Genomic DNA, 16,704 nt, shown 5'->3' on the forward strand with positions numbered 1-16,704 from the left:
GGAACCGAAGGACCGTCAGCGCGTGGCGACCTGGAATCGGAGCAGCCACTCGGCGATCTCGAGGTGACGGCGGGCAGCCGCGGCATCCTCACCCCAGGCGTACATCCCGTGGTTCGCGACGATGAGCGCGGGAACCTCGGGGACGTCATCGGTCGCCGGGACGTAGACCTCGTCGAAGCGTGCGGCTTCGACCGTCATGTCCTGGTGATTGTCGATCACGGGGATGACGACGGTCTCATCGTGGGCGCGGTGCCCGATGCCCTTCAGCATCTCCATGTCTCGGATCGCCACGCCCTCCGGCCAGCGGTGGCCCGCGACGACGGCGTCGAACGCATGCACGTGGAAGACGGCGCCCGCGCCCGTCCGTGCGGCGATGTGGGCGTGGAGGCCCGCTTCGGCGGACGGGGGTCGCGGGTCGGTCGGGTCGATCGAGCGACCGCCGCCGTCGATGAGCACGACGTCGCGGTCAGTCAGCTCGGACTTCTCGAGCCCGGAGGCCGTGACGGCCAGCACGAGGGGGTCACGGTCGATGACGAGGGACAGGTTGCCGGCGGTGCCGCGCATCCAGCCGTAGCCTGAGAACCGGCTCGCCTCGGTCGCGAGCACGGCTCCCGCCGCGCGGACCTGCTCGGCGGCGGGCAGGCTCACCGGGACACCACGATCTCGTCGAACGACGACACCGACGGTGCGGCGAAGTCGGATCCGTGCCACGGTTCGCCCTCGCGGTCGAGCGCGATCACGTGCCAGCCGGCGGCGAGAGCGGCGGCGACCTCGTCGGGGTGATCGGTAAGGAAGAGGAGGCGATCGGGGGCGACGCCGACGGATGCGGCGATCGTGCGGTACGACGCGGCATCCTTCTTCGGGCCGGCGTTCACCGTGTCGAACCAGTCCTCGACGAGCGGGGTGAGGTCGCCCTGCGGCGCGTGCCGGTACCACGGCACCTGTGAGGCGATCGATCCCGACGAGTAGGAGATCAGTCGGATGCCGCCTTCGTGCCACGCGTGCAGCTTCGGCGGGACATCCTCGAAGAACTGCGAGGTGATCTCGCCCGCAGCGAAGCCCTCGGCCCAGAGGATCCCCTGCAGGGTCTTGAGTGGCGTCGACTTCACGTCGGTGGCCATCAGCTCACGGAGGGCGTCGGCGATCTCGGCGTCGGTCGCGTCGGAGGCAAGGCCGGTCTCGGCGATCGCGTCGGCGCGCGCGGCGCGGACGGTGTCGTCGTCGCGGCCCAGCACCTCGTCGAGGCGCGGGCGGGCGTAGTCGTACAGGTCACCGAGGATGAACCCGGCGGCGCTCGTCGTGCCCTCGATGTCGAGGACGATCACATCGGCGGAGACAGTGACGGTCATGGGGTCCTTTGCGGTGCGGTGAAGTGAGCGGCGACGTCTGCGGGCGCGAACGTGCCGTGGCTGGTGGCGATGCGGGTCACGAGACGCGGCGGTGTCACGTCGAAGGCGGGGTACCAGGCGTCGGTGACGAGCGGGCTCGCGGTGCGCTGGCCGAGGACTTCGAGCACCTCTCGCGGGTCGCGGTCCTCGATGACGATGTCGGCCGCGGTAGGCGCGGAGGGATCGGGTGCCTCGACCATCGCGTAGAACGGGATGCCGAAGGCTGCCGCGGCGGCTGCGTGCGCGAGCGTACCCACCTTGTTCACGACAGCACCGTCGAGCGAGACCCGGTCGGCGGCGGTGACGACCGCGTCGATAGGCCCCGTTCCGACGCCGCGCGAGGAGGAGAGGGCAGCCGCAGCCATGCCGTCCGTGATGAGGGTCACCCGCTGTCCGAGTTCGCGGAGCGAGTGAGCGGTGAGGCGCGCACCCTGCAGGTACGGCCGGGTCTCGGTCGCGATCCACTCGATCGTCCGTCCCGCGTCACGCGCCGCTCCGACGAGGCCGAACAGGTAGGCGTCTGCCCAGCAGTGCGTGAGGATGCGGGGGTTCTCGGGCAGGAGCGACAGCGTCGACCGGCCGAGTGCGGCGCTCGCGGCGCGGTAATCGCGATCGACAACACGGGCTGTCTGGACGGTGGCCTCGACGAGTTCGGGGGTCGTGGTGGAGGACTCGCCGGCGACGAGGATGCGGGCGACGGCGTCGCGCGGGTGCGCGTTGGTCGGACGGGCCGAGGCCAGAGCGTGACCGGCTGCGGCGATAGAGGCCCGGGCGGCGTCGAGGTCGAGGGTTCGCGCCTGGAGCGCGGCCAGGGCCATCCCGGCCGTGGCGGCGTAGAGGGGGCCCGAACTCTGGGTGACCATGTCGCGGATCGCGCGGGCCACGGCATCCGGGGTCTCCGCCGTCACCCACTCGACCTGCGCCGGGAAGACGCGACGGTCGAGGATGCGGACGACTCCGGCAGTCTCGTCGAGGATGACGGATTCCTCGAGGGTGGCAGAACTCATCAGGGGATCCCTTCGGGTCGGGGGCGCCGGCGGGACGACTCCCGCCAGCCTACGGAGGCGTCGACCCCGAACCGGAACGGGACGATACGGGGCGAAACAATCGCGGAGTCTCGGGTCAGGCCGCCCGGATACGATCGATCCGTCATGTCGTCCTCGTCTTCCTCCCACACCGCTCCGCACGAGATCTGGCGGGGGATCCGGCAGACCGTCCGCACCGACACGTTCGGCGGCATCCTGCTGCTCGCCGCGACCGTCGCAGCGCTCCTGCTCGCCAACTCGCCCGCCGCGCCCTGGTACGTCGGCATCCGAGAGACCTCGTTCGGGCCCGAGGTGCTCCACCTCGACCTGACCGTCGCCCACTGGGCGGCCGACGGGCTGCTCGCCATCTTCTTCTTCGTCGTGGGTCTCGAGTTGAAGGAGGAGATCGTCGCCGGGCGGCTGCGCTCACCGCGCGTCGCCGCCGTGCCGGTGATCGGCGCCCTCGGCGGTGTCATCGTTCCCGCGCTCATCTTCGTGGCCTTCACGGCGGCCGTGCCCGGCGACGCCGTTCGCGGGTGGGCCATTCCGACGGCGACCGACATCGCCTTCGCGATCGCGGTGTTCGCCGTCGTCGCGAAGGGGCTGCCGCCCGCGCTCCGCGTGTTCCTGCTCACCCTCGCTGTCGTCGACGACCTCTTCGCGATCACCATCATCGCCACCGTCTACACCGACGACCTGCAGCCGCTGTGGCTCGCGGCCGCGGTCTTCCCGCTGGTCCTGTTCGCCCTCGCGGTGCGGCGCGGCATCCGTCACTGGTGGGTGTTGATTCCCCTCGCGATCGTCACGTGGGGCTTCGTGCACGCCTCGGGCGTTCACGCGACGATCGCGGGCGTCGTCCTCGCGTTCATGGTGCCGGCGACGGTGACTCCGCGCGCTCGCGTGCGGGTGGGGACGGATGCCGACGGTGCCCCCATCCACGATGCGTTGACCGCGCACTTCGCCGACCGCTTCGGGCCGATCTCGACGCTGATCGCGCTTCCGATCTTCGCGTTCTTCTCGGCCGGGGTCACGGTCGGCGGCTGGGACGGACTGACGGCAGCCTTCGCCGATCCGGTGACTCTCGGCATCCTGGTCGGCCTCGTCCTCGGCAAACCGATCGGCATTCTGCTCGCGGTGTTCCTGCTGACGCGCATCCCGGCGGTGCGGCGGACGTTCGAGCTGCGGTGGGGCGACATGGTCGGCGTCGGGCTACTCGCCGGCGTCGGGTTCACCGTCGCGTTGCTCGTCGGGGAATTGTCGTACGGAGTCGGCTCGCTCGAGGACGACCATGCGAAGATCGGCATCCTCACCGGGTCGATCGTCGCAGCGATCCTCGGAGGCGTCGTGCTCGCATTGCGTGCTCGGCGCGTGCGTCAGACTGGGAGCACACCCCCGCCCGAAGGAGCCCTGTGAGCCGCACGCAGCCGACGCCCGCGATGTATCAGCGCAACGCACTGGCGCCGAGCCTGCTCGCCGCGGGTGTTCTCTTCGTGGCTCCCGCCCTGCTCGAGACCGACTGGTTCCTCACCGTGCGGTTCGTCGCGACGATCTTCGCGCTCATCATCGGCTGGTTCGCGTTCCAGGCGAAGGACTGGTGGTGGCTGCCGGTCATGCTCGCGATCGCAGTGATCTGGAACCCGATCTTCCCGTTCGAGTTCTCCGGCCCGATCTGGAGCGCCGCACAGGTCGCCGCGGCCATCGTCTTCCTCGCCGCCGGCGCGACGATCAAGATCCGACGACAGGTCTGAGTCAGCCGAGTTCGAGGGTGACCTCGGGATGGTCGGCGAAGACCTCGAGCACGAGCTCGAAGTACGTCTTCCCGGTTCCCGCGAGCATCTCGTCGAGCTGATTCCGGATGCCGGTGGCGTGGAACGTGCCTGGTTGCGCGAGCTTTCCGCGCAACCAGCGCTCCGTCTCGGCGATGCCGAGTGCCTCGCGGCTGTGCGCCGCATCCCGCCAGACGACCCGCACCGCGGCATCCTGCGAGTGCACGCCGTACCCTCCATGGAGGAGATCGTCGAGCGCGTCGAGGCTCGCGCCGAGCTGCCAGTCCTCGCCCGTCATGAAGAGGCGGTTCAGCTCCTCGTAGAGATCCGGGATGCCGTCGATGCGGCTTCCCTCGATGACGTACTCGGCCACGCGGGTCAGGGGACCTTGTGCCCTGCGGCCGAGATGAGCCCGTACCACTCGGCGCGGGTGAGGGGGATGTCCGACCCGGCTGCGGCGTCGGCGACGCGCTGGGGATTCGTGGTGCCGAGCACGACCTGCATGTGGGCGGGATGCCGGGTGATCCACGCCGTGGCGATCGCGGTCGGCGTCACGTCGTACTTCGCGGCGAGACGATCGAGCAGCTCGTTGAGCTCGGGGTACTCGGGCGCCCCGAAGATCACACCGTCGAAGAAGTTCTTCTGGAACGGCGACCAGGCCTGCAGGGTGATGCGGTTGATGCGCGAGTAGTCGACGAGCCCGCCGCCGTCGCGCGTGATCGAGTCGTCTTCGCCGGCCATATTGGCGGCGAGACCCTGCGCCACGATCGTCGAGTGCGTGATCGACAGCTGCACCTGGTTGGCGACGATCGGCTGCGTGACCGCCGTCTTCAGCAGGTCGATCTGCCGCGGCGTGTGGTTCGAGACACCGAAGGCGCGGACCTTGCCCGACGATTCGAGGTGGTCGAAGGCGCGGGCGACCTCGTCGGGCTCGACCAGCGCGTCGGGGCGGTGGAGCAGGAGGACGTCGAGGCGGTCGGTGCCGAGCGCCTGCAGGGACTCCTCGGCCGACGTGACGATGTGCTCGTACGAGTGGTCGAAGTGCCAGTCGTCGGCGACGATGCCGGTCTTGGTCTGCAGGGTGATCTCATCGCGCTCGGCCGAGCTGAGGCGGAGCGCCTCGGAGAAACGGCGCTCGCAGCCGTGGCGGCTGCTGCCGTAGAGGTCGGCGTGATCGAAGAAGTCGACGCCCGCCGCGCGGCATCCCTCATAGAGATCGCGGATCGCCTCGTCCGTCATCTCCTCGATGCGCATCATCCCGGCGACGACGTTGGGAACCTGCTGGTCGGTGGGCCCGAGGGGGACGAGGCGCATCATGCTCCGTTTCTGCGCCGAGGCGGCGCGGTGGTGTCCCCAGCTTGTCCGACGGAGGCTCTCGCGTCGACCAGGGTTCGTGCGAGAACCGTCGAGCCGGCCACGGCGGCCGGCATCGCGATGACGGCGCCCAGCGGCACGAGGAAGCAGAGCTGCGTGGCGACACCGAACCCCAGCACCCGCGCGCGGTCTGCGCGCCGCAAGTTGCGGCGGGCGACGGCATCCAACCCCCGCGCCATGAAGGCGCGCGAGGTGAGTTCGTCGGCGAGCAGCCAACCCGTGAGGAAGGCGGCGACGACGGCGCCGAGCGCGGTGCCGACGAGCGGGATGAGGCCGATGAGGCCGGCGACGATCGCCGCGACCAGGCCGCGGAGGATGAGGCCGATACTGTCGCCGACCGAGCGCCAGAACCCGTAGTCCGACTCGGGCGGAGCGTCCCCGAGGTGCCCCTCGACGGAGCGCCAGATGCGCTCGTAGAACGGATCGCCGACGAGCAGCGTCAGCGCCGTGAACGAGACCACCGCGAGGACGATCGCGCCGCCGAGGAGGCCCGCGCCGATGCCGAACCGCACGAGCGAGGCGGCGATGTCGCTCCATCCGTCGGCGAACCCCGTGAGCGCCGTGACGATGTCGCCGAGGAACACCGCGAGCGTGATGATCCCGCCGAGCAGCAGCGCGCCGACGATCGCCGCGGGGATCAGTCCGAGCGCCATCGCACCGGGCAGATGCCCCCAGAACGCGAAGCCGCGGCCCAGGTCGCCGACGCCGCGGAAGAACGAGGCGAGCGGATGCCGCGGGGCGGCGGGTGTGGTCATGTCCCCATCCTGCCGTGTCGCCGCGACGCGCGGTCTCGACACGGAGCGCTGTTTATCGATATACATAGATCGAATAACGATAGATGGAGGACGCATGATCGCACTCGCGAAAGCAGGGGCCGGCTTCGTCTTTACCGTGATCGTCGTTCTGCAGGTGTGGGTCGTGCCGGGCATCCTCGACGTCGTCGTGGGCTGGGTGCCGGAGCTCGCCGGGCTTCGGGATGCCGGTGTGGTGCTCACCGGCATCCTCTCGCTCTGCGTCCTGGCCGCCCTCGTCTGTCTCTGGCGGCTGCTCACACGCGCCGACCACGGGAGGCTCTTCGAGGACGGCGCCATCCGCTGGGTCGACGCCCTGATCGGATGCGTCGCTGCGGCGATGATCGTGGTCGTCGTCGGCTGCGGGGTCGCCTTCGGCACGGGCGCGGGGAACCGCGCCGTGCTGCTGATGACTGGCCTCGCGATGGTCGCCGGGCTCGGCGTCGCACTGATTCTCGGAGGGCTGCGCGATGTGCTCAGGCAGGCGGTTCTGTTGCAGGATCAGGCCGCGGCTGGCCCGCACACATGAAAGAACCCGCGGTGGAAGGGGTTGCATCGCAGGCGCATGTTCGTTGAAGTGGTGCGATGACAAACGACACCTCGGCTCCACCTGCTCAGGAAAAGCCCGGTCTGAAGCGTGCTGTCGGCACCTGGCTGCTCTTCGCCTTCATCGTGGGCGACACCCTCGGCGCGGGCATCTACACACTCGTCGGAACGATGTCGAAGGACGTCGGTGGCGTCATTTGGCTGCCCCTGCTCATCGCACTCGTCGTCGCCCTCCTGACGGCGGGCACCTACGCGGAGCTCATCACGAAGTACCCCCACGCGGGCGGTGCGGCGCGCTACGTCGACAAGGCGTTCGGTCGCCCGTTCCTGTCGTTCCTCATCGGCTTCCTCATGATGGCGTCCGGCATCACGACCGCGGCGGCCCTCGCGAACGCCTTCGCGGGCGACTACTTCGAGGCGCTGTTCAACCTCCCGCCGATCCCCGTCGCCCTCGGTTTCATCGTCGTGCTGACGCTGATCAACCTGCGCGGCGTGAAGGAGTCCCTCGCCGCGAACATGGTCGCGTCGATGATCGAAGTCACCGGCCTCATCATCATCATCGTCATCGCAGGGATCGTCTTCGGCAGCGGCGGCGGTGAACCGTCGCGCATCTTCGAGTTCGCGCCGGATGTGGCCCCCCTGCAGGGTGCGTTCGCGGCATCCATCGTCGCGTTCTTCTCGTTCCTCGGCTTCGAGGCCGCGGCCAACATGGCTGAAGAGGTCAAGAACCCGACCCGGTCCTACCCGCGGGCCCTGTTCGGTGCGATCCTCACTGCTGCCGTCGTGTACCTGCTCATCGCCGTGGGCGCTGTCATCGTCGTCGACCCGAACGTCCTCGGGGCATCGTCGGCTCCTCTGCTGGAGGTCGTGAAGGCGAGCGGCGCGGCCCTGCCGCCGTGGCTGTTCAGTGTCATCGCGCTCATCGCGATCGCGAACGGCGCGCTGCTGTTCATGGTCATGGCGAGCCGCGTCGGGTACGGCCTGGCCGAATCGGGCCTGCTGCCCCACGCCTTCGGCAAGGTCCTTCCGAAGCGTCAGACGCCGTGGGTCTCGATCATCGTGGTCGCCGGTGTCACGATGCTGCTCAGCGTGATCGGCGACATCGGGACGCTCGCGAACACGACGGTGCTGCTGCTTCTGCTGGTCTTCATCTCGGCGAACGTCAGTGTCCTGGTGCTGAAGAAGGACAAGGTCGAGCACTCGCACTTCTCCGTCCCGCGCATCGTGCCGATCCTCGCGATCATCGCGTCGATCGTGCTGCTCACCCAGCAGGAGGGTCCGGTCTGGCTCGGCACCGCGGTGTACGTCGTGGTCGGCGCCGTGCTGTTCTTCTTCGCGCGCGCCGGACGCCGTCGCGGCGACCGCAAGATCGCCGAGCGGACGGGTGCCATCCCCACGGTGGGCGGTCGGCGCGACTAAGAGACGTGTCCTGTGGATCCGCGGGGGATGAGCGTCGGCATCGCGAGGCGTGTCGGCGCTCCCTCCGCGGGCGCGAGGAGTATCTCCATAGCCGTGGTGGCGATCTGGTCGAACGGTGTCCGCACCGAGGTGAGGGGCACGGGTAGCTGAGCGACGAGAGGGATGTCGTTGTAGCCGACCAGGGACAGATCGCGGCCCGGCGTCAGCCCGCGGTTCTGAGCGACGGTGAGGATGCCGAGGGCCAGGTTGTCGTTCGCGGCGAAGATCGCGGTGGGTCGGTCGGCGCCATCGAGCAGGCGGTTCCCGGCGTCAATGCCGTGATCGAGTCCGTACCCGACGGCGAGGATGCGCTCCTCTGCGAGGGCAATGCCCGCTTCGGCCGCCGCACGCTCCGCGCCGGCGCGGCGGTCGCGGCCACTCGAGGTGAACCACGGGCCGGTCACGATGCCGATGTCGCGATGTCCGAGGTCGATCAGGTGGCGCACGGCGAGGTAGCCGCCCGTCTCGTCGTCGCCGAGTGACGAGGGGCTGACGCGGTCGGTGCGCAGTACCAGCACATGCGGGACGTTCCGCTCGCGCAGCGACGCGGGCAGGCCGTCGTCGATGCGCGCTGTCGCGAGGACGACACCGTCGACACCGCGATCGAGGAGCGTCTCGGTGGCTTTGCGCTCCTCGTCGGGGTCGTCGCCGCAGGTGGCGACCACCGCGAAGTGTCCTCGCTGACGCGCGGCACGCTCGATGGCTTCGAACATGAGGGCCATGACGGCATCGGTCAGGCGCGGAACGAGCACGCCGATCGTCCCGGTGGCCCCGCGCCGCAGATTCGAGGCGAAGACATTGCGCCGGTAGCCGAGTTCGTCGGCGACGGCACGCACGCGCTGCGCGGTGGCGGACGTCGAGGTGGGAGTGCGCTCGTCGAGGATGCGGCTGACCGTCGAGATGCTCACGCCGGAGGCCTCGGCGACGTCGCGAAGCGTGATCGTCATTGTTCCCCCTTGACGCGATGTGCGCTCATCAGCATACTTGCAATCGTTACTGCAAACGTTCCCGCCAACGTTCTCATCAGGCGGGTCTCAACGAAGAGAAGGAGCAAGCCATGGTCCTCGACCTCCGTGGTCTCAACCCCGCACCCGTCACCCCTTTCACCGAGGACGGCGCCGTCGACTACGCCGCGATCCAGCGTCTCGGCTCCTGGCTCGGCTCGATCGAGGGTGTGAAGAGCCTCGTCGTCCTCGGTCACGCCGGGGAGGGCACATTCCTCACCGAAGCCGAGCAGCTCGACGTCATCCGCGCCTTCCGCGACTCGGTCGACGACAAGCTGCCGATCATCGCCGGCATCACCAAGGAGGGCAACCTCACTGCCGCCCTCGAAGCCAAGGCCGCAGCGGATGCCGGTGCCACCGGCGCCCTCGTCTACCCCTCCCACGGCTGGCTGCGCTTCGGTTTCCAGCCCGGCGCCCCGCAGACCCGCTACCGCGCGATCTGGGAGGAGTCCGGTCTCGAGGAGATCCTCTTCCAGTACCCCGACAACACGAAGGCCAGCTACGACCTCGACACCCAGCTCGAGATCGCGGGGCAGGAGGGTGTGAACCACACCAAGAACGGCGTCCGCAACATGCGTCGTTGGTACACCGAGATCCCGGCACTGCGCGCCGCGTACCCCGAGCTGCAGGTGCTCTCGTGCCACGACGAGTACCTGCTGCCGACGATGTTCGACGTCGACGGTCTGCTGGTGGGCTACGGCAACATCGCGCCCGAGTTGCTCGTCGAGCTCATCGCCGCCGGAAAAGCGAAGGACTATGCCGCCGCGCACGCCATCCACGAGCGCCTGCTCCCCGTGACGAAGGCGGTCTACCACCGCGGCTCCCACATGGAGGGCACCGTCGCCCTCAAGTGGGGTCTCGTGAACCGCGGCATTCTCGACCACGCGACCGTTCGCGAGCCGCTCCTCCCACTCGAGCCCGGAGCGGATGCCGAGATCGCCGCCGCGTTCGCCTCCGCCGACCTCGGCAAGGTCAGCGTCTCCGTGTGACCCGACTCCGGGGATCGGTTGCCTGCCGATCCCCGGAGGCATGGACGGTACCGCACCCGTCGATCTACCCTTCAGTGCGGCTCTTCAGTCAACGACGACTGGGCGGCAGGACCGCCCTCCCGAAGGAGCTCTCATGAGCGTCGACCGCTCGCGCACCACCCGACCCCCCGCGACGCCCGGCACCGGGCACGGACGCATCTCCACGGAGACCGTGCGGACGATCGTCGAGTCGACCCACACCCGCCGCACGTTCTGGCGGCAGCTCGCCCTCATCGGCCCTGCCTTCGTCGCCGGTGCCTGGCAGTTCGGCCCCGGCAACCTGACGACGGCGATGAACGCCGGCGCCGCGTACGGGTACACCCTCATCTGGGTGATCGTCGTGTCGACGATCCTGATGATCTTCCTCACCGACATGAGCGTCCGCCTCGGCATCCGGACACCCGTCTCGCTCATCGCCTCGGTCAAGGAACGGCTCGGCGGCTGGGTCGGCGCGGTCGCCGGGATCGGTGTCTTCCTCATCACGCTGTGCTTCTCCGTCGGCAACGCCGTCGGTTCCGGCGTCGGACTCTCGATGCTGATCCCGGGCACGTCCCCGGTCATGTGGACCCTCATCTGCACCATCGCGGTCGCGTCGATCCTGCTCCTGAAGGGCATCTACCGGATCGTCGAGAAGGTGCTCATCGGCATCGTCGCCGTCATGGCCGTCTGCTTCGTCGCCTCCGCCTTCGCCGCGAACCCCGATTGGGGAGCCGCCGGCGCAGGTCTCATCCCGATCGTCCCCGACAACGCCTGGCTGCTCATCATCGGCCTCGTGGGCACGAACTTCTCGATCAACGCCGCGTTCTACACGTCCTATGGCACGAAGGCGCGGGGCCGCATCAAGGCGGACTACCGCGACATCACGATGGTCGACACGATTCCCGGCATCGTCGCTCCCGGCATCATGACGGCGCTCGTCATCGTGGTCGCGGCGGCGGTCCTCAACGCGACCGGCACCGACGCGCCGGGTGCGTTCGGCGGGCTCGCGCGGATCTTCGAGCCGATCGCCGGCCCCGTCGGTGCGTGGATCTTCGCCCTGGGATTCGCGGGGGCCGCGTTCTCTTCGATGATCCCCAACTGCGTCGCCGGCGGCACGATGCTCTCGGACGCCCTGGGCAAGGGAGCCTCGGCCGAGACGAAGACGGCGCGGCTCGGGAGTGCCTTCATCCTCGCGTTCGGGTTGGCAGTGACCTTCATCTTCTCCGGGTCATCTCCCGTGGAGTTGATCATCCTGGCGCAGGCGTTGACGGTCCTGTTCGCACCAGTCCTCGCGCTCCTGATTGTCGTCATGGCCAACGACAGGCGACTCATGGGCCCGCTGCGCAACACCTGGTGGCAGAACCTGTTCGGTGTCATCGGCCTGGTGTCGGTGCTCGCCCTCTCCGTGCGACTCGTCGTGAGTCTGATCGGGGGCTGATCCCACCGCCGTAAGGGTCAGCACACGCTGTATAGTCAGCGTGTGCTGACCCTTCCGTCTCGTCTCGACGTCATGAATCGCCTGGGGCGCGCGATGGCCGACCCGTCGCGGTCCCGCATCCTCTTTTCGCTCCTGGAACGCCCCGGCTACCCCGCGGACCTGGCGCGCGATCTCGAGCTGACGCGGACCAACGTGTCGAACCACCTCGCGTGCTTGCGTGGCTGCGGACTCGTCGTGGCGACGCCCGAGGGCCGGCGCACGAAATACGAGATCGCCGACCCGCATCTGACCGCCGGACTCGCACAGCTCCTCGACGCCGTCGTCGCGGTCGACGCCGGCGAAGAGTGCGCGGTCGACGGATGCCGGTGCTGCGCGTGACGGCCCTCGCCGCAGCGCCCCGGAGAGAGCTGCTGCGCCGCCGCATCCGCTGGATCGTCGCCGCCACGATCGCGTACAACCTCATCGAGGCCGTGGTCGCGGTGACGGCCGGGACGATCGCCTCGTCCGCCGCGCTGATCGGCTTCGGGCTCGACTCGACCATCGAGGTGCTGTCGGCGGCGGCGGTGGCGTGGCAGTTCACGCGGCGGGACCCGGAGCGCTGGGAACGGGGGACTCTGCGGGTGATCGCGATCGCCTTCTTCGCGCTCGCGACCTACGTCACCGTGTCGTCGGTGACGGCGCTGGTCCTACGCACCGAACCCGAGACCTCACCGATCGGCCTCCTCCTCACGGCGGTGAGCGTGCTCGTCATGCCGTTCCTCTCGCTCGCCGAGCGTCGTGCCGGCAGGGAACTGGGCTCGGCGACGGCGGTGGCGGATTCCAGACAGATCCTCATCTGCACGTATCTCTCGGCTGCGGTCCTCGTCGGGCTCGTGGTCAACGCCGCATTCGGCTGGTGGTGGGCCGATGCCGTCGCCGGCCTCATCATCGCGGTCTTCGCCGTGCGCGAGGGCGTCGAGGCGTGGCGCGGCGACGCGTGCGCGACGTCGGTGGGGATGCTGTTGGAGGACGAGCACGACCATTGACCCGGTCTCGTCAGCTCGGCGGGCGGACACCTGTGGGCACTCGCACGGTTGCGCGCAGTCCCCCCGTCGACCGCGCCGCGAGCGTGAGCTCGCCCCCGTGAGCCCCGACGATCGCGCTGACGATCGCCAATCCGAGCCCGTTCCGCTCGTGATCGGACCGACGGATGCGGGCTGTGCCGCGCTGGAATGGTTCGGCGAGAGTCGCGACGGCGGCCGGGCCGAGTCTCGCGCCGCCGTTCTCGACGATCAGGACCGCGGCACCGTGATCGCGGTGGATCGAGACCGTCACAGGTTCAGCCGCATCGCCGTGGATCAGAGCGTTCTGCAGCAGGTTCAGCACAACCTGCCCCAGCAAGCCGGCTGATCCGGACACGGTCGTCACGTCGCCGTGGACGATCAACTCGACGCCGCGGGCCTCGGCGAGAGGCAGCAGGGTCTCGACAGCGTCCTCCGCGAGCAGAGACAGATCGACGGATGCCTGGGGGAACCCGCCCCGGTCGGCGCGCCCGAGGAGCAGCAGTCCCTCGACCAGTTCGACGCCGCGCTCGTTGACTGCGGTGAGGCGGTCAAGGAGGTCATCGACGTCACGCTCGGGGTCCGACTGGGCGACGTCGAGCAGAGTCCGCATGATGGCGAGGGGAGTGCGCAGCTCGTGGGACGCGTTGGTCGCGAACCGTCGTTGCTCCTCGACCTGCGACTCGATGCGCTGCAGCATCCCGTCGAACGAATCCGCGAGCTCGCGGAACTCGTCTCGCCGACCCTTCATCCGGACTCGAGTCGACAGGTCCCCGGCATCGGCTCGTCGCGTCGCCTGCGTCAGCAGGCGCAGCGGTGCGAGCATCCGCCCGGCGAGGAACCAACCGCCGACGGCACCGGTGACCAGCAGGGCGATCATCGCCGCGCCGGCAGGTGGGACGAACGCGCGAAGCAGGTCGCGCTGACTGGGGGCGAAACCGGTGCCGGTGAACAAGGGCTCGTCGGGAACGTAGCGAAGCAGGAACAGCCACACGATGGTGAGGATGAGCGCGCCTGCGACGAGGACGAGCGCGACGTAGCTCAGGGTGAGCTTGATACGGGCGCTGAGTCCCGCCGGCCGCGTCACGCGGACGCCTCGACGCGATACCCGACGCCCGGCTCGGTGACGATCAGCCACGGCTCGCCGAGCCGTTTGCGGAGCGCGGACACGGTGATGCGCACAGCGTTGGTGAAGGGGTCGGCGTTCGCGTCCCAGGCCTGCTCGAGCAGTGACTCCGCGCTGACGACCCCGCCTTCGGCTGCGACGAGAACATCGAGGACGGCGAACTGCTTGCGTGTGAGCGCGACGTAACGACCGTCCCGATAGACCTCGCGGCGGAACGGGTCGACGCGGAGCCCGCCGTACTCCCGAACGGGGGGCCGAACCGACGCGCGGCGCCGATCGAGGGCGCGCAGACGGAGGACGAGCTCACGAAGCTCGAACGGTTTGGTGAGGTAGTCGTCGGCCCCGAGCTCGAACCCGGACTCCTTGTCGTCGAGGCGGTCCGCGGCCGTCAGCATGAGGATCGGCATCCCGCTGCCCGACTGCACGATCGCGCGGGCGACCTCATCTCCGGACGGCCCCGGGATGTCGCGATCGAGGATCGCGATGTCGTACGAGCCCACGGCGAGGAGCTCGAGCGCGGTGTCACCGTCGCCCGCGATGTCGGCCGCGATCGCCTCGAGGCGCAGACCGTCGCGGATGGCTCCCGCCATCAGCGGTTCGTCCTCGACGATCAGCACACGCACGTGTCGATCGTACGAAGCCGGCTGTATCGTCGGCGTATCGATTTTCGCGTACGCCCTCGCAACACCACGGCCCGTGGGATGGGGGCATGAGATCCACGGCCCCTTTTGCTCCGCTCGTGTTCGTCCTGGCCGCCGTCGTCGTCGGGACGGCGGGATGCGCCGTCGCGGGATCGGGCGGAAGCCCCGGCATCCGTCCTGCCCTCTCGCCGATCGACCAAGGCGAGGTCCCCGACGACACGACCGTCTACGACACCGACGTCCCTGCCGTCGCCCGACTCGACGCAGACCTGCGCGCTGCTCTGACCGCGGCGTCCGACCGGGCGGCGGGCGAGGACATCACGCTTCGGATCAACAGCGGGTGGCGCTCGCCGGAGATGCAGGAACGTCTGCTGCGCGACGCCGTGTCGACGTACGGGTCGCTCGAGGAGGCGTCGCGCTGGGTGGCGACGCCGAAGACGTCGGCTCACGTCTCGGGAAACGCGGTCGACGTGGGCCCGTTCGACGGCGCCTACTGGCTCGATCTTCACGGGGCCGAGTTCGGGCTGTGTCGGACGTACGTCAACGAACCCTGGCACTTCGAGCTCCGCTCCGATGCGCCGGCGGTCGGATGCCCGGACCAGTATCTCGATCCGACTGAGGATCCGCGGATGGCGGGGTGATCCGATCCGGGTCGCGCGCGCAGCCGTAGGCTGGCTCGCATGAGCGACGGCGCAGGCGAGAACTGGTCCCGGAACATCCGCTACTCGGCTGAGCGGTTCGTCGCGCCGCGGACGGTCGACGAACTGCGCGAGGTGGTCGCGGCATCCGATTCGGTGAAGGCGCTCGGCTCGCGCCACTCGTTCACACGCATCGCTGACACGAGCGGGACGCTGGTGTCGACCGCTGAGCTCGATCTGCCGGTCCAGGTGGATGCCGCGCAGAAGCGCGTGCGCGTGGGCGGCGGTGTGCGGTACGGCGAGCTGGCCCAGGAGCTGGACCGTCAGGGCTGGGCGCTCGCGAACCTCGCATCGCTGCCGCACATCTCGGTCGCCGGCGCGGTGAGCACGGGGACGCACGGGTCGGGCGTGGCGAACCGCTCGCTGGCGGCGGCGGTGACGGGCCTGGACCTCGTCACGTCGACGGGTGACCTGGTGCGCATCTCCGAGGAGGACGAGGAGCTCGCCGGTGCTGTCGTCGGCCTGGGCGCGCTCGGGATCGTCACGACCGTCGAACTCGCGATCGAGCCGACGTACGAGATCGCGCAGACCGTGTACGAGAACGTGCCGCTCGAGGCGGTGCGGAAGGCGTTCGACGTCATCGCCGGATCGGCGTACAGCGTCTCGCTGTTCACGACGTTCCGCGACGAGATGTACGTCGATCAGGTGTGGCGGAAGGAACGGACGGATGCCGCGGCGACGCCGATTCCGGCAGCGTTGCGCGATCGCGAGGCGGCCGGGGCGCTGCATCCGCTCCCCGGGGTGTCTGCGGCGTCGTGCACGGTGCAGGGCGGCAAGGCCGGTCGGTGGCTGGACCGGTTGCCGCACTTCCGGCTGGAGTTCACGCCGTCGAACGGTGAGGAGCTGCAGTCGGAGTTCCTGGTGCCGTTCGCTGATGCGGTGGGCGCGTTTGACGCGGTCCATGAGCTTGCGGACCGGCTGAAGCCGGTGCTGCAGGTGTGCGAGGTGCGGACGATCGCGGGGGACGAGCTGTGGTTGTCGCCGAGCTCGGGCCGCGATTCGGTGGCCTTCCACTTCACCTGGACCGCGGATGAGGCCGGGGTTGCGGAGGTTCTGCCGGAGCTCGAGGCTGCGCTCGCGCGGTTCGACGCGCGGCCGCACTGGGGCAAGGTCTTCACGCCGCGAGACCCGGCGGAGCTGTACCCGCGGTGGGCGGACTTCGTCGCGTTGCAGCGACGGTTCGACCCCCGGGGCGCGTTCGTGAACGATTACCTGCGCGCGCTCGGGCTGTAGGGCGCGGTTCGCGCGGCCGGGCTCGGAAGGGGCGGGGGTGGCGCGGTCCTCGATGCGCGTGCAGGTGCGCGTGCGCGCCGGCGACGCCGTCGGCCTGTGCCGACTCGATCAGAACGGTGCGGATTCTCCGGCAACAGGCGGTGCGGCAGGGGTGAACGCGACGGCCGGT

At 69.4% G+C, this 16,704-nt stretch carries 19 protein-coding genes; 10 read left to right on the plus strand and 9 right to left on the minus strand.

Annotated elements, in window-relative coordinates; all coding sequences use genetic code 11:
- Positions 1-15 precede the first annotated feature (15 nt).
- The 3 genes from mtnB to MO1_RS14030 are packed head-to-tail and all read right to left on the minus strand — an operon-like array spanning position 16 to position 2,395.
- Entirely contained in the window at positions 16-648 is a 633-nt protein-coding gene (gene mtnB / locus MO1_RS14020; protein WP_060916376.1) for a methylthioribulose 1-phosphate dehydratase, read from the minus strand.
- A complete protein-coding gene (mtnC, locus tag MO1_RS14025) occupies positions 645-1,349 on the minus strand; it encodes an acireductone synthase (RefSeq protein ID WP_060916377.1) in 705 nt (234 codons plus the stop codon). Before mtnC ends, mtnB begins: the two co-directional genes overlap by 4 nt.
- Complete coding sequence (locus MO1_RS14030; protein WP_060916378.1) at positions 1,346-2,395, minus strand: translation initiation factor eIF-2B alpha/beta/delta subunit family protein; 1,050 nt, start codon at positions 2,393-2,395, stop codon at positions 1,346-1,348. Before MO1_RS14030 ends, mtnC begins: the two co-directional genes overlap by 4 nt.
- A gap of 144 nt (positions 2,396-2,539) precedes the next feature.
- Here MO1_RS14030 and nhaA point away from each other — a divergent pair, with 144 nt between their 5' ends.
- Together nhaA and MO1_RS14040 are read left to right on the plus strand one after the other, a co-directional pair.
- Positions 2,540-3,826, plus strand: a complete 1,287-nt coding sequence (gene nhaA, locus MO1_RS14035) for a Na+/H+ antiporter NhaA (RefSeq protein WP_060916379.1) — start codon at positions 2,540-2,542, stop codon at positions 3,824-3,826.
- On the plus strand, positions 3,823-4,161 hold the full coding sequence (locus MO1_RS14040; protein WP_082724432.1) for a DUF6804 family protein: 339 nt from the start codon (positions 3,823-3,825) through the stop codon (positions 4,159-4,161). Before nhaA ends, MO1_RS14040 begins: the two co-directional genes overlap by 4 nt.
- A gap of 1 nt (position 4,162) precedes the next feature.
- Here MO1_RS14040 and MO1_RS14045 read toward each other — a convergent pair whose 3' ends face one another.
- Genes MO1_RS14045 through MO1_RS14055 form a run of 3 tightly spaced genes read right to left on the minus strand, consistent with a single transcriptional unit; the run spans position 4,163 to position 6,308 of the window.
- On the minus strand, positions 4,163-4,552 hold the full coding sequence (locus MO1_RS14045; RefSeq protein WP_060916380.1) for a barstar family protein: 390 nt from the start codon (positions 4,550-4,552) through the stop codon (positions 4,163-4,165).
- A 5-nt stretch (positions 4,553-4,557) separates the two neighbouring features.
- The gene (locus MO1_RS14050) at positions 4,558-5,493 is read right to left on the minus strand and encodes an aldo/keto reductase (RefSeq protein ID WP_060916381.1); all 936 of its coding nucleotides are present in this window, start codon (positions 5,491-5,493) and stop codon (positions 4,558-4,560) included.
- On the minus strand, positions 5,493-6,308 hold the full coding sequence (locus MO1_RS14055) for an EI24 domain-containing protein (RefSeq protein ID WP_060916382.1): 816 nt from the start codon (positions 6,306-6,308) through the stop codon (positions 5,493-5,495). The genes MO1_RS14050 and MO1_RS14055 overlap by 1 nt, the downstream gene beginning before the upstream one ends.
- A gap of 94 nt (positions 6,309-6,402) precedes the next feature.
- Between MO1_RS14055 and MO1_RS14060 the strand changes: the two genes are divergently transcribed.
- Both MO1_RS14060 and MO1_RS14065 read left to right on the plus strand, forming a co-directional pair.
- Positions 6,403-6,873, plus strand: a complete 471-nt coding sequence (locus tag MO1_RS14060) for a DUF2975 domain-containing protein (RefSeq protein WP_060916383.1) — start codon at positions 6,403-6,405, stop codon at positions 6,871-6,873.
- A gap of 56 nt (positions 6,874-6,929) precedes the next feature.
- A complete protein-coding gene (locus tag MO1_RS14065; protein WP_060916384.1) occupies positions 6,930-8,309 on the plus strand; it encodes an APC family permease in 1,380 nt (459 codons plus the stop codon).
- Here the strand turns inward: MO1_RS14065 and MO1_RS14070 are convergent.
- Positions 8,306-9,295 carry a LacI family DNA-binding transcriptional regulator gene (locus MO1_RS14070; RefSeq protein ID WP_060916385.1) on the minus strand — a complete coding sequence of 330 codons (990 nt, stop codon included), beginning with the start codon at positions 9,293-9,295 and terminating at the stop codon, positions 8,306-8,308. The genes MO1_RS14065 and MO1_RS14070 overlap by 4 nt on opposite strands.
- A 110-nt stretch (positions 9,296-9,405) precedes the next feature.
- On the opposite strand from MO1_RS14070, the gene MO1_RS14075 reads away from it, so the two are divergent.
- The 4 genes from MO1_RS14075 to MO1_RS14090 all read left to right on the plus strand — a co-directional run bounded on the left by MO1_RS14075 (position 9,406) and on the right by MO1_RS14090 (position 12,822).
- Positions 9,406-10,341 (plus strand): dihydrodipicolinate synthase family protein, encoded by a 936-nt coding sequence (locus MO1_RS14075; RefSeq protein ID WP_060916386.1) that lies wholly within the window; start codon positions 9,406-9,408, stop codon positions 10,339-10,341.
- A gap of 133 nt (positions 10,342-10,474) precedes the next feature.
- Entirely contained in the window at positions 10,475-11,797 is a 1,323-nt protein-coding gene (locus tag MO1_RS14080) for an Nramp family divalent metal transporter (protein WP_082724433.1), read from the plus strand.
- A 42-nt stretch (positions 11,798-11,839) separates the two neighbouring features.
- The gene (gene cmtR, locus MO1_RS14085) at positions 11,840-12,175 is read left to right on the plus strand and encodes a Cd(II)/Pb(II)-sensing metalloregulatory transcriptional regulator CmtR (protein ID WP_060916387.1); all 336 of its coding nucleotides are present in this window, start codon (positions 11,840-11,842) and stop codon (positions 12,173-12,175) included.
- On the plus strand, positions 12,157-12,822 hold the full coding sequence (locus tag MO1_RS14090; protein WP_060916388.1) for a cation efflux transmembrane domain-containing protein: 666 nt from the start codon (positions 12,157-12,159) through the stop codon (positions 12,820-12,822). The genes cmtR and MO1_RS14090 overlap by 19 nt, the downstream gene beginning before the upstream one ends.
- Positions 12,823-12,832: 10 nt before the next feature.
- Here the strand turns inward: MO1_RS14090 and MO1_RS14095 are convergent, their stop codons facing one another.
- Both MO1_RS14095 and MO1_RS14100 read right to left on the minus strand, forming a co-directional pair.
- Positions 12,833-13,924, minus strand: a complete 1,092-nt coding sequence (locus tag MO1_RS14095) for a sensor histidine kinase (RefSeq protein WP_060916389.1) — start codon at positions 13,922-13,924, stop codon at positions 12,833-12,835.
- Positions 13,921-14,586: a response regulator transcription factor gene (locus MO1_RS14100; protein WP_036311403.1), complete on the minus strand. Its 666-nt coding sequence runs from the start codon at positions 14,584-14,586 to the stop codon at positions 13,921-13,923. The genes MO1_RS14095 and MO1_RS14100 overlap by 4 nt, the downstream gene beginning before the upstream one ends.
- Positions 14,587-14,672: 86 nt before the next feature.
- Here MO1_RS14100 and MO1_RS14105 point away from each other — a divergent pair, with 86 nt between their 5' ends.
- A complete protein-coding gene (locus MO1_RS14105) occupies positions 14,673-15,245 on the plus strand; it encodes a M15 family metallopeptidase (RefSeq protein WP_236081035.1) in 573 nt (190 codons plus the stop codon).
- A gap of 39 nt (positions 15,246-15,284) precedes the next feature.
- A complete protein-coding gene (locus MO1_RS14110) occupies positions 15,285-16,535 on the plus strand; it encodes an FAD-binding protein (protein WP_060916390.1) in 1,251 nt (416 codons plus the stop codon).
- Positions 16,536-16,704 lie beyond the last annotated feature (169 nt).

Source organism: Microbacterium oleivorans NBRC 103075 (assembly GCF_001552475.1).
Taxonomy (GTDB): domain Bacteria; phylum Actinomycetota; class Actinomycetes; order Actinomycetales; family Microbacteriaceae; genus Microbacterium; species Microbacterium oleivorans.

What these genes read in the sequence shown, in the direction of transcription:
- MO1_RS14055 (WP_060916382.1), bottom strand. Translation starts at nt 6,308, where the DNA reads ATGACCACACCCGCCGCCCCGCGGCATCCGCTCGCCTCGTTCTTCCGC.
- MO1_RS14060 (WP_060916383.1), top strand. Translation starts at nt 6,403, where the DNA reads ATGATCGCACTCGCGAAAGCAGGGGCCGGCTTCGTCTTTACCGTGATC.
- MO1_RS14030 (WP_060916378.1), bottom strand. Translation starts at nt 2,395, where the DNA reads ATGAGTTCTGCCACCCTCGAGGAATCCGTCATCCTCGACGAGACTGCC.
- MO1_RS14110 (WP_060916390.1), top strand. Translation starts at nt 15,285, where the DNA reads ATGAGCGACGGCGCAGGCGAGAACTGGTCCCGGAACATCCGCTACTCG.
- MO1_RS14105 (WP_236081035.1), top strand. Translation starts at nt 14,673, where the DNA reads ATGAGATCCACGGCCCCTTTTGCTCCGCTCGTGTTCGTCCTGGCCGCC.
- MO1_RS14080 (WP_082724433.1), top strand. Translation starts at nt 10,475, where the DNA reads ATGAGCGTCGACCGCTCGCGCACCACCCGACCCCCCGCGACGCCCGGC.
- MO1_RS14070 (WP_060916385.1), bottom strand. Translation starts at nt 9,295, where the DNA reads ATGACGATCACGCTTCGCGACGTCGCCGAGGCCTCCGGCGTGAGCATC.
- nhaA (WP_060916379.1), top strand. Translation starts at nt 2,540, where the DNA reads ATGTCGTCCTCGTCTTCCTCCCACACCGCTCCGCACGAGATCTGGCGG.
- MO1_RS14090 (WP_060916388.1), top strand. Translation starts at nt 12,157, where the DNA reads ATGCCGGTGCTGCGCGTGACGGCCCTCGCCGCAGCGCCCCGGAGAGAG.
- mtnC (WP_060916377.1), bottom strand. Translation starts at nt 1,349, where the DNA reads ATGACCGTCACTGTCTCCGCCGATGTGATCGTCCTCGACATCGAGGGC.
- MO1_RS14050 (WP_060916381.1), bottom strand. Translation starts at nt 5,493, where the DNA reads ATGCGCCTCGTCCCCCTCGGGCCCACCGACCAGCAGGTTCCCAACGTC.
- MO1_RS14065 (WP_060916384.1), top strand. Translation starts at nt 6,930, where the DNA reads ATGACAAACGACACCTCGGCTCCACCTGCTCAGGAAAAGCCCGGTCTG.
- MO1_RS14075 (WP_060916386.1), top strand. Translation starts at nt 9,406, where the DNA reads ATGGTCCTCGACCTCCGTGGTCTCAACCCCGCACCCGTCACCCCTTTC.